The sequence below is a fragment of the Paenibacillus chitinolyticus genome, assembly GCF_045038035.1.
GTDB lineage: Bacteria > Bacillota > Bacilli > Paenibacillales > NBRC-103111 > Paenibacillus_F > Paenibacillus_F chitinolyticus_A.
Genome location: NZ_CP173427.1, coordinates 2,065,556 through 2,079,124, shown reverse-complemented (window position 1 = coordinate 2,079,124; position 13,569 = coordinate 2,065,556). Strand labels below are relative to the sequence as shown.

Sequence of the window (13,569 nt, the reverse complement as noted above, 5' to 3'; positions counted from 1 at the left end):
TCTTAGCTGCCAAAACCATGTTTGTATGCGTAGAGGACCACCCGATTCAAACAACACAACATTGGATATTCTATCATACGTTCAACAGAAAAACAACCAAAATCGTTCGTATTTTCTGTTTTGGTAGAAAAGATTCGGAATAGCTGTGAGGAATCCCGATTTCGGATCGCTCTCAGCCCTTCTGCTCCTCTTCCTCGGCCCTCTTTTCACGCAGCCAGCGTTGCTCTTTATCCGTCAGCTCGGCATTCTCAAGCAGTTCGGGCCTGCGTTTGAACGTGCGGTAAAGCGACTGCAGCCGGCGCCATTCGGTAATGTTCGCGTGGTGGCCCGAAATCAGCACATCCGGTACGGTCCATCCCCTGAACTCAACGGGACGCGTGTAGTGCGGATACTCCAGGAGACCTGTGCTGAAGGAATCCGTCACCGCCGACTGCTCGTTGCCCAGTACGCCGGGAAGCAGACGCACGACACTGTCGATCACCACCATGGCCGGAAGCTCTCCGCCCGTGAGCACATAGTCGCCGATAGACAGCTCGTCCGTCACGAGATGCTCCCGTATCCGTTCGTCGTAGCCCTCATAGTGCCCGCAAATAAAAATAAGATGTTCTTCCCGGGACAACTCTTCGGCCTTCCGCTGGGTAAACGTCTCGCCTTGGGGACACATCAGAATGACACGCGGCTTGGCACCCGTCGAAATCGGCTCTCCGGCCGTTTCCAAGCCGCTCGAAGGCACATCAAGCAGGGACTCAACCGCCGCGAAGATCGGGTCCGGTTTAAGCACCATTCCCCCGCCGCCGCCGTATGGATAGTCATCCACCGTGTTATGCTTGTTGCCTGCAAAATCCCTGAAATTTACGGTGGACAGATTCACGATGCCTTTTTCCCGGGCTTTGCCCAAAATGCTTGATGTAAACACGCCTTCAAACATGGCAGGAAACAAAGTCAGCACGTCTATGTTCATAAATCGAGCAGCCCCTCCAGTAGATGAACCGTTACAACCTTTTCTTCCACATCCACATCGAGCACCACGTCGTCAATTACAGGGAGAAGCAGCTGTTTTTTATTGGGTCTTCCTACCACCCATACATGGTTAGCTCCCGGCGTCAGGATTTCCTGAATCGTGCCGAGATCTTCGCCCTCTTCGGTCAGAACCCTGCAGCCTATAATTTCGTGATAATAGTACTCGTCTTCATCCAGACTTTCCAGGTATTTCTCTTCCACCCGAAGCAGGGAGCCCTTTAAAAGTTCGACCTCGTTGATGTGAGAAAACTCTTTGAACTGGACAATGTACATATTTTTGTGCAGCCGTGTGCTTTTAATGGTCACCGGTGTAAGTTTACCTTTAGCATCCTCGATGACCAGCTTGCTGCCGACCGCAAAGCGCTGATCGGCAAAGTCCGTGTGCGGCACGACTTTCAGTTCGCCCCGCAAACCGTGCGTATTGACGATGGTCCCGACCGTGTATAATTTATCGCTCATATCCTTTATTTTTCCACCTCTGTCCCGTTTCCATACTTGTTCCGGTCCCGGACGCCGAAAATGCTCAAAACCGGGTTCCGTCCGCCTGTCCGGTCTTGTTTCCTCGGACGCCCTTCCGGCAGGAAACGGTTTTTCGTGTTCAGATGCAAGAAAAAGGCTAGGAATGATCCTAACCTTTTCCTCTATGACATAATTTCAACGGTAACCCGTTTGTTTTCCTTAACTGCAGCTGACGTGACGACTGTGCGAAGAGCTTTGGCGATACGCCCCTGTTTGCCGATAACTTTACCGACATCACCCGGGTGTACGGACAGCTCATAAACGACACTGTTCTCGCCTTCCACCGCATTCACACGCACGTCTTCCGGATGATCCACGAGTGCCTTCGCGATAACGGTAATGACCTCTTTCATAAAGACCTCCGAAATGCCTGGGTAGGATTACTTCTTCAGCTTAGACTCGTGGAACTTGGTCATAAGACCTGCTTTGCTGAACAGGGAACGAACCGTATCGGACGCTTGCGCGCCGTTTTGGAGCCATTTCAGTGCTTTCTCCTCGTCGATTTTAACGACTGCAGGTTGAGCTACCGGGTTATAGTAACCGATCTCCTCGATAAAACGTCCGTCACGCGGAGAGCGGGAATCGGAAACAACTACACGATAAAAAGGAGCTTTGTGAGCACCCATACGCTTCAAACGAATACGAACTGCCATGAATATCACCTCCCACATAGAATAAACGCCTTGTATCGAAACCGCCGGCCGTTAACCGAACGGAAACTTGAACCCTTTGCCCAGCTTCTTCATGTTCTTCATCGCTTTGGGATTCATCATGCCCGAGAACTGCTTCATCATTTTGCGCATATCTTCAAACTGCTTCAGCAGCCGGTTGACATCCTGAACGGAATTGCCGCTGCCGAGCGCGATGCGTTTGCGCCGGTTGGCATTAATGATTTCAGGCTTGCGTTTCTCTTCCTTCGTCATCGATTTAACGATGGCCTCGACACGGCCCATCTGCTTATCATCGACTTTCAGGTCTTTCATGCCTTTCATTTTACCGGCTCCCGGGAGCATATCCAGCAGTTGGTCCAGCGGACCGAGCTTCTTCACCTGCTCCATCTGTTCGAGGAAATCGTCGAACGTGAACTCGGCGTTACGCATCTTGCGTTCCATTTCCTTGGCTTTATCCGCGTCGATACCCGCCTGAGCCTTCTCGATCAGGGTGAGCATATCGCCCATGCCGAGAATTCTCGAAGCCATCCGCTCCGGATAGAAAGGCTCCAGCGCGTCCATTTTCTCGCCCATTGCGGCGAACTTGATGGGACAGCCGGTAACGGCTTTGACGGAAAGTGCGGCACCGCCGCGCGTATCGCCGTCGAGCTTGGTCAGGACGACACCCGTCAGCTCCAACTGCTTGTGGAAGCTCTCGGCCACGTTGACGGCATCCTGCCCCGTCATCGCGTCGACGACCAGCAGCGTTTCGTGCGGGCCGACGGCTTCGCGCACATTTTTCAGCTCATCCATAAGCGCTTCGTCAATGTGCAGCCGTCCGGCCGTATCGACGATCACATAGTCGTTGTTGTTGTCCTTGGCGAACTGAAGCCCGTTCTTCGCGATTTCGACGGGGCTGACCTGGTCGCCCATGGAAAACACGGGAACCTTCAGCTGCTCGCCCAGCACCTCCAGCTGCTTAATGGCAGCAGGTCGGTAAATATCGCAGGCAACCAGCAGCGGCTTGTGATTTTGCTTCTGCAGCATTTTAGCCAGCTTGCCGGACGTTGTCGTTTTACCCGCACCCTGCAAACCGACCATCATAATAACGGTAGGCGGTTTGTTCGCTTTGGCCAGCTTCGTGTGCGTTCCGCCCATAAGGTCGGTAAGCTCTTTGTTTACGATGTCGATGACGACCATGCCGGGGGTGAAGCTTTTCATCACGTCTTGTCCGACCGCGCGCTCTTTCACCTTGGCGATGAAGTCTTTGACTACTTTGAAGTTAACGTCGGCTTCCAGAAGAGCCAGACGCACTTCGCGAAGCGCCTCGCTCACGTCTTCTTCCGTCAGCTTGCCTTTGCCCCGGAGTTTGTCGAATACGCCCTGCAGCCTGCCGGTTAATCCTTCGAATGCCATCTAAACCGCCTCCTTCCTGCTTGTTTCAATTGCTTTGAACTTGCGTCTTCTTACATGTATGGGTCTCTGCCTTCGGCAGAGTTATTCGTTCTATTCCGTATGAACGATCCGGCGCATGTAATCCGCGGCCCGGTCCGCAAGGTCGCCCGGCGACTGGAGCAGCAGCTCCTCCGCCTCGCTCAGAAGCTTCAAGCGGCGTTCGTGTTTCGTCAGCAGCAGAAGTTTGCTCTCGTAATCTTCGAGCATCTGCTCCGCGCGTTTCACATGTTCGTAAACAGCCTGGCGGCTGATCTTGAATTGCTCGGCGATTTCTCCGAGAGAGTAATCGTCGTGAAAGTACAGTTTAAGCACAGCCTGCTGTTTGTCCGTCAGCATGGGCTCGTAGAAATCAAACAGAAGATTAATTCGGTTCGTTTTCTCCAGAATGCGATCTTCCGTCATAGGGCCCGCCTCCGTCAAGGTTATGCACTTTACACCAGCAACAGTCCTTATATTAAAGGATGTCGGATGGGATGTCAAGCCCTTCACCTTGTCAGCCAAAAAAATCGCGACACTGCGAAATACCGCCTTCGGGAAGGCTCGCGCACAAGTACCTTTCAAGCATACGAACTGGGCCAACCGCACGGGATTCGGCTCGGGTCGGAGGCCCGTTAAGCCTCCGCTTTGTCCTCGGCGATCCATTTGCCGAACAACGCATGAACGAACTGCTCAGAATCAAACGGCTGCAAATCGTCCATTTTCTCGCCAAGTCCCACGAATTTTACGGGAATGTTCAGCTCCTGCCGGATCGCAACCACGATGCCGCCTTTCGCCGTACCGTCCAGCTTCGTTAATACGAGGCCGGTCAGGCCGGTTTTGTCGCCGAACATTTTAGCCTGCTGAAGGGCATTCTGACCTGTCGTGGCGTCCAGCACGAGAAGCACTTCATGCGGAGCATCGGGAACTTCCCTGCGGATCACGCGGTAAATCTTGTTGAGCTCCTCCATCAGGTTCACCTTGTTCTGCAGACGTCCCGCCGTATCGCAAAGCAGAATGTCCGCCCCGCGGTTTTTCGCGGCCTGTACGGCGTCAAACATGACAGCCGCCGGGTCGGAACCCGCCTGCTGCTTGATGACGTCCACGCCTACACGCTGTCCCCACGTTTCAAGCTGCTCGATCGCGCCAGCCCGGAACGTATCGCCTGCGGCCAGGATGACTTTTTTACCCTGCGATTTGTACATATGCGCCATTTTACCGATTGTGGTCGTTTTGCCTACGCCGTTAACGCCGACGAACAAAATAATGCTCAGCCCGCCCGGAGCCAGCCTGATGCTGCTGTCTTCGCTGCCCTTCAGGAGCTCCGTCAACTTCTCGGACAACACCGGTTGAAGGTCGTTCGGATCTTCGATTTTACGTTTGCGCACTTCAACGCGCAGCTGCTCGATCAGTTCCATGACCGTGCTCACGCCGACGTCGGCGCCGATCAGGATTTCTTCCAGCTCCTCGTAAAACTCTTCGTCGATTTTTTTGCGGCGGCTGAAGAGATCGTCCACACGATCCACGAACACATCGCGCGTTTTGGTGAGACCTTCCTTAAATTTATTCGTTACCGCCTCGGTTTTGCTCGAAATGCTCTCTTTTAACCGTTTAAAAAAACTCATCTGAAGCTGTTCCTCGCTTTCTGAAATGGCTCTTAAAGAGCCTGAAAAGTGGCTGATCGAAATACACGTTTATATAACCGGATTTACCGCCCGTGAAATCAGGTTCCCCGGACGATACTTGTTTCCCGGAATCGCCGTTTCTCGTCAAGAAGCGGAAATCATTGCTTCCTCGTCTTCAAGCCGTACGGATACAAGCTTGGAAACGCCGCCTTCTTCCATCGTAACGCCGTACAGCACGTCCGCTTCCTCCATCGTTCCCTTGCGGTGCGTGACCACGATAAACTGGGTCGTTTCGGAGAATTCGCGCAAATACTCGGCAAAACGGGTCACGTTCGCTTCGTCCAGCGCCGCCTCGACTTCGTCCAGCACGCAGAACGGAACGGGCTTGACGCGCAGAATCGAGAACAGCAGCGCAAGCGCCGTGAGCGCTCTTTCCCCGCCGGAGAGCAGCTGCAGGTTCTGCAGTTTTTTGCCCGGAGGCTGGGCTACGATCTCGATGCCCGTCTCCAGCAAATTTTCCGGATCGGACAAAATCAGATCCGCCCGGCCTCCGCCGAACAGCTTCACGAAAACGACCACGAAATGGGAGCGAATCGCATCGAAAGTCGTTTTGAAGCGCTTCGACATTTCCTGGTCCATCTCCCGGATCACGGTGTAGAGCGTTGTTTTCGCCTCCACCAGATCGTCCTTCTGGACGGAAAGGAAATCGTAACGCTCGGACACGCGGGCGTATTCCTCGATGGCGCCCAGGTTGACATCGCCCAGCGAAGAGATGGAGCGCTTCAGATCGCGAACCTTGTTCTGTGCGCCGGTGATATCTTCCGGCACCGGGTAGCGTTCTTTGGCGAGTTCGTAGCTCATTTCGTACTCTTCGCCAAGCTTTTTGAGCAGGTTCTCAAGCTCCACGTCCAGCCGGTTCACACGCACCTCGTGCTGCAGGCACTGCTCCTCCACCTGCTTGAGCTGCGTACGCTGTTCGCGGGTTTCGTTCTCGGCCTGCTGGAGCTTGTCCATCCACCCCGCGCGTTCGGAACGCTTGAACTCGATGTCCTCCGTGCATTTCTGCTTGCGGAGTTTCAGCGTATTGAGCAATTCCACCTGCTTGACGCTTTCTTCCGCATGGAATTCCATCTCCGCACGAAGCTGCCACAGCTGACGGCGGTTCATCTCCAGCTCCTGCTTCGCTTCCGCGAGATCCTGCTGGAGCCTCCGCTGCTGATCCTGCAGCGACTGCTTCTCCTGCGAAGCGGAAGCGACGCGAACCTTGAGATCCGTCAGCTGGTTCTGCAGCTCCTCCTTCGCCGATTCGTTCGCTTTGCGCGAAGACTCGGCGTCCCGGATGGCCTGCTGGAGCGCCTCCTCTTCCTGCTGCAGTTCTTCGAGCTGCCGGCGGTTTTCTTCGATGCTGCGCTCCTGCTGGCCGCGTTCCTCAAGCAGCGTCGAACGGTCGTCGCGCTCCAGCGTCAGCTGCTCCTCCATGCGGCGCACTTCCGCTTCAAGCGGAGCCAGATCCGCGCGGATCTGCTGTTCCTCGATCCGCTTCTGCTCACCGCGCCCCCGCAGTTCTTCCAGGTTCGCGTTGTCTTCGACAATCTCTTTGCGGGCCTGGGAAGCCCTCGTCTTGAGCTGCTGAAGCTGCGTCTCCGCAGCCGCGATTTCGCCGTCAAGCTCCTCGATCTGCCGCTGGCGGCCGAGCAGGTTGGAGCTTTTTTTCTGAAGACTCCCGCCTGTCATGGAACCGCCCGGGTTCACGATATCTCCTTCAAGCGTAACGACACGGTACCGGTAGTGCGCTTTGGCGGCAATCCGGTTCGCATCTTCCAGCGTTTCCGCAATAATAACCGTACCCAGCAAACTGGAAAAAATATTGTGATACTGCGGGTCGAATTTAATCAAGTCAACCCCGATGCCCACGAACCCGTTCGAAGTCGTCAGCGCACCGCGCTCACTTTCACCGATCGAACGTCCCCGGATGACATCCATGGGCAGGAACGTCGCGCGCCCCATCTGCCGGCGCTTCAGGAAGGCGATCGCTTCGCGGCCGTAAGCTTCCGTCGCCACGACGATATTCTGCAGGGCTCCGCCGAGAGCCGTTTCCACGGCCAGCTCGATTTCCGCCGGCACGCTGACAAGCTCCGCTACGGCCCCGTGGATCCCTTTGAGCCCGTCGGAACGGTTCTTGGCTTTTAACACTTCCTTAACGCCGTGCATAAAGCCGTCGTAATCGTTCTGCATTTCTTTCATCGTGTCGCGTCTGGATGTGAGCGCGTCGATCCGCTGCTCCCATTTGCGCAGCATGCCGGACGATTCTTCCAGCAGAGTCTGCTTCTTCTTGAGACTTTCGCTCAAATCGAGATAAGCGGAGCGGATCTTCTCGACTTCTTTACGGGTCTGCTCCAGTTTTGTTTCAAGCTGCTTCTTGCGGGCGGCGATCTCGGACTGCAAAGCGGTCCTCTTCTGCCCTTCTTCTTCCAGCTTTTGAAGCCGCCGCGCCAACGATTCGAGCTGCTGCTCCGCATAACGGATTTCGTTGCGGCACTGCGCCATCGCGTTCATTTTATCGAGGAGCTCGGATTTCAGCTGATCCTCCACCCCGGAATTCAAGCCGCCGCTGACCCCCTGGAGACGATTCTCCTCTTCGGACAGCTTGGCTTGATACTCGAACAGCTGCGCGCCGATATGTACGATTTTCTCACGGTGCCCGGCCAGCTCCGCTTCTTTCTCCGAAAATCTCGTTTCCTGAATAACGATGGTCTGCTCCAGCTGCTGTTCGTTGGAAGCGAAATTTTTCTTCCGTTCCTTGAGCACCTCGCCGTGGCCTTCGCATTTTTCGAAATCCTCGGAAATTTGCAGCAGGGTTTCCTGAAGCTTCTCCAGCTCTTCCTCCAGCCGTTTCGTTTCCCAGCGGTGTTTCTCCAATTGGGCATCGTGCTGGCTGACAAACGTGGATAAGCTGAGCTGCTCCTTTTTCAAAGCGGTAAGCCTCTCGTTTGTCTCCGACCAGGAGACATAGATCTGATCGATCTGGTGAACGTATACGGCGATTTCGCTGTACTTCAGTTCTTCCTTCAGTTCTTTGTAGCGGATCGCTTTCTCCGCCTGCTCCCGCAAGGGATTGATCTGATCTTCCAGCTCCGTAACGAGGTCATGAATGCGCAGAAGGTTCTGCTCGGTTTCCTGAAGTTTCTTCTCCGACTCCTTCTTGCGCGATTTATATTTGACGATTCCGGATGCTTCCTCAAAAATACTGCGGCGCTCTTCCGATTTATTGCTCAAAATTTCTTCGATCCGGCCTTGGCCGATAATCGAATACGCCTCTTTGCCGATTCCGGTATCCATAAACAGTTCGGTAATGTCTTTCAGCCGGCAGGACTGCTTGTTTATAAAATACTCGCTGTCTCCGCTCCGGTGCACACGCCGGCTGACCGTCACCTCGTTGTAATCGAGAGGCAGCGACTGGGACGTATTGTCGAGTGTAAGCGATACTTCGCCGTAATTAACGGCTCTGCGCGCGTCGCTGCCGGCAAAAATGACATCTTCCATCTTGCCGCCGCGCAAACTCTTCGCGCTCGTTTCCCCGAGCACCCAGCGGATGCCGTCTGAAATGTTGCTCTTCCCACTGCCGTTCGGACCGACTACTGCGGTGATTCCTTTGACGAATTCCAGCTCCGTGCGGTCCGCGAACGATTTAAATCCGGATAATTCAATCCGCTTCAAAAACATAGATTCTTTTCACCTCAAAACTTTTCGTCAGAAAAGTTACTTCGTAAGGACTACAAAACTTTGCGGGCAGCAAAGTTACTTCGTAAGCGCCACAAAACTTTTCGCAGGAAAAGTTACTTCATAAGCATGCTCGGCTTTTCGCAAGAAAAGCCGCTTTGTAAGGATTGGCGGGCTGCGTTCACGGCTGTCCTAACTGCCAAAGCTTACGGCCGGGAAGGCACCCCGAAGCCGCTCGGCTTCTGACAGCCTGTCCGGTATCCGATCTCTCGGCGTTTTTGATCAAACCGGGGAATTTATCCCCTTGTAGAAGAGCGCGGCCCGGCGCTAACCCAGCCTCTATTGTACCATATCCCGCGTTCAAAATAGAGCGCAAAAGAAAAGAGCAGCTCCTGGGCTGCTCTTTCTCTGCTTTATAGGACGGCGCGCTCGGAGACGATACTCCGCCGCGCCAGCCTTTGCTGCGCTTCTAGCGCTCCATGGGCACATTCAGCTTCGTCAATGCTTGGGAAGCCGCCTGCTGTTCCGCTTCTTTCTTGGAACGTCCGGCCCCTTTGCCGAGCTGTTTGGCATCCATATAGACCTCAGCCACAAACTCTCTCTCGTGAGCCGGACCCCGCTCTTCCACGATACGGTATTCGAGCGCCCCCATATTGTGGTGTTGGGTATGCTCCTGCAGTTGCGTCTTATAATCGATCACGAGCAGCTTGCCCTCCGCTGATACATAGGGAAACACATGCTGCTGCAAAAAGAGCTTAACCGCTTCAAGCCCCTGGTCCAGGTACAGCGCTCCGATAAAAGACTCGAAAACATCGGCGAGAAGCGCGGGACGCGAACGGCCCCCCGTCATCTCCTCGCCTTTGCCGAGCTGTACGTAACTCCCGAAATTGAGCTTCTCCGCAAAGTTGACTAGCGAAGGTTCACAAACGATCGACGCCCGAAGCTTCGTCAGCTCTCCCTCTGTGCGGTGCGGATACTTGAAATACAAGTATTCCGACACTGTCAGTTCCAAAACGGCATCACCCAAAAACTCAAGACGCTCATTGTCTTGGTAATTCGCCATCCGGTGTTCATTCACATAGGAAGAGTGCGTAAAAGCCTGCCTAAGCAAATCGAGGTCTTGAAAGCGGATCTCCATGTCGGCTAGAAGCTGGTTGACGTCTCGGTTCATGTTCTCACCACCGGCCGGTTGTTAGGCTTGATATTTTTTCAAAATAATCGTTGCGTTATGTCCGCCGAACCCGAAGGAGTTGGACATGGCCACCTGAACGTCGCTCTTGCGGGGAACGTTCGGCACGTAATCCAGGTCGCATTCCGGATCCTGATCGTCCAGATTAATCGTCGGCGGAATGATACCGTTTTCGAGCGTAAGCCCGCAAATAACGGCTTCAACGCCGCCGGCTGCACCCAGAAGATGACCGGTCATGGATTTCGTCGAGCTCACAGCGACTTTATAAGCATGCTCACCCAGCGCTTTCTTGATGGCCGTTGTTTCGGACTTGTCCCCGACCGGCGTACTCGTACCATGCGCATTAATGTAGTCGATGTCTTCCGGAGCGATGCCTGCGTCCTTGATCGCTTTGACCATGCAGCGGGCCGCTCCGTCCGGATCGGGCTCCGTCATATGATGCGCGTCACCGCTCATTCCGTAGCCGATGACTTCGGCGTAGATGTGGGCGCCGCGCTTCTGTGCGTGCTCAAGCGACTCCAGTACGAGGATACCCGCACCCTCGCCCATCACGAAGCCGTCACGGCCCGTGTCGAAAGGACGGCTAGCCTTCTCAGGCTCGTCGTTGCGGGTGGACATCGCACGGAGCGCGCAGAAGCCGGCAACGCCCGTCGGGCTGATGGTCGCTTCGGCTCCGCCGCAAATCATCACATCGGCGTCTCCGCGCTGAATGAGTTTGAACGAATCTCCGATGGAGTGCGTTCCTGTCGCGCAAGCGGTAACCGCCGTGCTGTTCGGACCCTTCGCTCCGGTAATCATCGAGATTTGGCCTGAAGCCATATTCGCGATCATCATCGGAATGAAGAACGGGCTGACCCTCTTCGGTCCTTTTTCAAGCAGAATCTTATGCTGTTCTTCCCAAGTCGACAGGCCGCCGATTCCGGAACCGACATAAACGCCGACCCTCTCGGGGTCCGTATCTTCCTTTATGTTCAAGCCGGAGCTCTTCAAGGCGTTGATGCTGGCCGCAACCGCAAACTGCACGAAGCGGTCCATTCTTCTTGCTTCACGTTTATCTATATAATCTTCGGGGTTGAAATCTTTTACGGATGCGGCGATGCGCGTCGGATACTCGCTTACGTCGAAGCTTTCGATAGCGCTGATACCGGATTTGCCCGCAAGCAGATTGCCCCAGAAAGTATCCACTTCTTGACCCAGGGAGCTCATAACTCCAAGTCCTGTAATAACAACTCTATTCACGTGTACCACCTCTGAATTAAGGGTGTTTTCTCTCGCTTTTTCTACGTTCAGAAAATGAGGAGAAGTCCCGCCTTTATGAGAACGGGACTCTTTTAGAACGGGACTCCAAAGATTTTTACGTATGAGATTTTATGTAATTCACTACTTCTCCCACAGTCGTAATCTTCTCAGCATCTTCGTCGGAAATCTCCAGATCAAATTCATCTTCAAGTTCCATAACCAATTCTACAACATCGAGAGAATCAGCACCTAAATCTTCTTTGAAAGACGCTTCAAGGGTAACTTCAGATTCTTCTACCCCTAAACGGTCGATGATAATTTTCTTTACGCGATCTAGTACGTCGGACATCCGGCTCACCTCCTCCTTGGTATTATACGAGAATACGAATCAAAATGCCATACTTGTCTAAGCGGGACAACCGCCGACTGCGGCACGGGCCCCGTAGGGCGTCTTACATGTACATGCCGCCGTCGACGTGAAGCGTCTGGCCGGTCATGTAGGAACCTTCGTCCGAAGCGAGGAAACGGACGATTTTCGCGATATCTTCCGGCTTGCCGAGTTTGCCGAGCGGAATTTGCTGCAGAAGGGATGCCTTCTGCTCTTCCGGCAGCTTGTCGGTCATATCCGTGGAGATAAAGCCCGGCGCTACCGCATTGACGGTAATCCCGCGGGACGCAAGCTCCTTGGCGGACGCCTTCGTGAGACCGATGACGCCCGCTTTCGCCGCCACGTAATTAGCCTGCCCGGGGTTGCCGAGCACGCCCACGACGGACGAGATATTGATAATGCGGCCCGAACGCTGTTTCATCATGGGACGGGTCGCCGCTTTGGTGCAGTTGAAAACGCCTTTGAGATTGGTCGCGATGACGATGTCAAAGTCTTCCTCTTTCATCCGCATAATGAGATTATCCCGGGTAATTCCGGCATTATTCACCAGTATGTCCAGACTGCCCAAGGCTTCAATCGTCTGCTTGACAAGATCTTCGGCTTCCTGGGATTTGCTTACATCGCCGCGGAGCTTAACCGCGCGTCTTCCCATCGCCTCGATCTCTTTAACGACTTCTTCCGCAGCCTGTTCGCTGCCTGCATAGTTGACTGCCACATCGGCCCCGCTTGCGGCAAGTTCCAGGGCAATCGCGCGGCCGATTCCGCGGGAAGCTCCCGTAACGAGCGCCGCTTTACCACTCAGCATGGCTTGTCCTCCCACTACATCATGAATTTGTGTGACGCTTAAATCTCCGCCTGAAGCGCCGCTTCCAAGTTGTTGACGGAAACGACCTTCACGCTCCGGCTGACTTTCTTGATCAGACCGGCGAGCACCGTCCCCGAGCCGATCTCGACGAAGGTGTCCACACCCTGCTCGATCAGCCACGCGACGGTGTCTTCCCAGAGCACCGGAGAATACACCTGGCGGACCAGAAGGTCGCGGATCTCATCCGGCGAAGTGACCGGACGCGCCGTGACGTTGGCCACAACGGGCACGGCAGCCTCCTGCAGGCTGAGGCCCGCAAGCACGTCCGCCAGCTTCTCCGACGCCGGTTTCATCAGCGAGGAGTGGAACGGCCCGCTCACTTCGAGCGGAATCGCCCGTTTTGCGCCTATTTCCTTGGCGCGGTCCACGACTGCCTGCACGCCTTCGCGGGTGCCGGAAACGACGATCTGGCCCGGGCAGTTGATATTGGCCAGCTCGACTGCGCCGGTTTCAGCGCTGACGGAGCGGCAAAGCTCGTCCAGTGCCCCGCGCTCGGCTCCCAGTACGGCAGCCATCGCGCCGAGCCCGCCCGGCACGGCCTGTTCCATAAACTCGCCGCGCGCGCGCACGGTGCGCACGGCATCCTCGAAGCCGAGCACGCCGGAGGCTACCAGCGCGGAATATTCGCCCAGGCTGTGCCCGGCCGTAAAGTCCGGCACGATGCCTTTTTGGCGGAACACTTCCAAGTAAGCCACACTCGCGGTAAGCAGAGCGGGTTGTGTATGATACGTAATTTTCAGTTCGTCCTCGGGTCCCTCGAATACGAGAGAGGATAAGGAGTAGCCTAGTGCCTTGTCGGCCTCGTCGAAGACGCGTTTCGCTCCTTCATGAGCGTCATAAGCATCCTTCCCCATGCCGACCGACTGGGCTCCCTGTCCCGGAAATACAAAAGCTATCTTGCCCATAAACGTCAGTATTCCCCT

13 protein-coding genes are annotated in these 13,569 nt (G+C 54.9%); all 13 read right to left on the bottom strand.

Translation table 11 applies throughout. The features are described 5' to 3' along the window. Positions 1-172: 172 nt before the first annotated feature. Positions 173-961 carry a tRNA (guanosine(37)-N1)-methyltransferase TrmD gene (trmD, locus tag ACI48J_RS09530; protein WP_405082587.1) on the bottom strand — a complete coding sequence of 263 codons (789 nt, stop codon included), beginning with the start codon at positions 959-961 and terminating at the stop codon, positions 173-175. Beyond that, positions 958-1,479: a ribosome maturation factor RimM gene (gene rimM, locus ACI48J_RS09525; RefSeq protein ID WP_405082586.1), complete on the bottom strand. Its 522-nt coding sequence runs from the start codon at positions 1,477-1,479 to the stop codon at positions 958-960. Before rimM ends, trmD begins: the two co-directional genes overlap by 4 nt. Before the next feature lie 182 nt (positions 1,480-1,661). Further along, on the bottom strand, positions 1,662-1,892 hold the full coding sequence (locus tag ACI48J_RS09520; protein WP_009673354.1) for a KH domain-containing protein: 231 nt from the start codon (positions 1,890-1,892) through the stop codon (positions 1,662-1,664). 27 nt (positions 1,893-1,919) lie between these two features. Next, entirely contained in the window at positions 1,920-2,192 is a 273-nt protein-coding gene (gene rpsP / locus ACI48J_RS09515) for a 30S ribosomal protein S16 (protein ID WP_009673359.1), read from the bottom strand. A 51-nt stretch (positions 2,193-2,243) separates the two neighbouring features. Then, the gene (gene ffh, locus ACI48J_RS09510) at positions 2,244-3,605 is read right to left on the bottom strand and encodes a signal recognition particle protein (protein WP_326055812.1); all 1,362 of its coding nucleotides are present in this window, start codon (positions 3,603-3,605) and stop codon (positions 2,244-2,246) included. Between the two features lie 90 nt (positions 3,606-3,695). Further along, entirely contained in the window at positions 3,696-4,046 is a 351-nt protein-coding gene (locus ACI48J_RS09505) for a putative DNA-binding protein (protein WP_009673356.1), read from the bottom strand. A 209-nt stretch (positions 4,047-4,255) separates the two neighbouring features. Continuing rightward, entirely contained in the window at positions 4,256-5,245 is a 990-nt protein-coding gene (gene ftsY / locus ACI48J_RS09500; RefSeq protein ID WP_405082585.1) for a signal recognition particle-docking protein FtsY, read from the bottom strand. Between the two features lie 144 nt (positions 5,246-5,389). Then, complete coding sequence (gene smc / locus ACI48J_RS09495; protein WP_405082584.1) at positions 5,390-8,968, bottom strand: chromosome segregation protein SMC; 3,579 nt, start codon at positions 8,966-8,968, stop codon at positions 5,390-5,392. A 466-nt stretch (positions 8,969-9,434) separates the two neighbouring features. Beyond that, positions 9,435-10,136: a ribonuclease III gene (gene rnc, locus ACI48J_RS09490; protein WP_009673364.1), complete on the bottom strand. Its 702-nt coding sequence runs from the start codon at positions 10,134-10,136 to the stop codon at positions 9,435-9,437. A gap of 21 nt (positions 10,137-10,157) precedes the next feature. Continuing rightward, on the bottom strand, positions 10,158-11,360 hold the full coding sequence (gene fabF, locus ACI48J_RS09485) for a beta-ketoacyl-ACP synthase II (RefSeq protein WP_405083199.1): 1,203 nt from the start codon (positions 11,358-11,360) through the stop codon (positions 10,158-10,160). Positions 11,361-11,508: 148 nt separating this feature from the next. Beyond that, positions 11,509-11,742 (bottom strand): acyl carrier protein, encoded by a 234-nt coding sequence (acpP, locus tag ACI48J_RS09480; RefSeq protein WP_042232799.1) that lies wholly within the window; start codon positions 11,740-11,742, stop codon positions 11,509-11,511. A gap of 103 nt (positions 11,743-11,845) precedes the next feature. Next, positions 11,846-12,586 carry a 3-oxoacyl-[acyl-carrier-protein] reductase gene (fabG, locus tag ACI48J_RS09475; protein WP_103993776.1) on the bottom strand — a complete coding sequence of 247 codons (741 nt, stop codon included), beginning with the start codon at positions 12,584-12,586 and terminating at the stop codon, positions 11,846-11,848. Positions 12,587-12,624: 38 nt separating this feature from the next. Then, positions 12,625-13,551, bottom strand: a complete 927-nt coding sequence (gene fabD / locus ACI48J_RS09470; protein WP_218228494.1) for an ACP S-malonyltransferase — start codon at positions 13,549-13,551, stop codon at positions 12,625-12,627. Positions 13,552-13,569 lie beyond the last annotated feature (18 nt).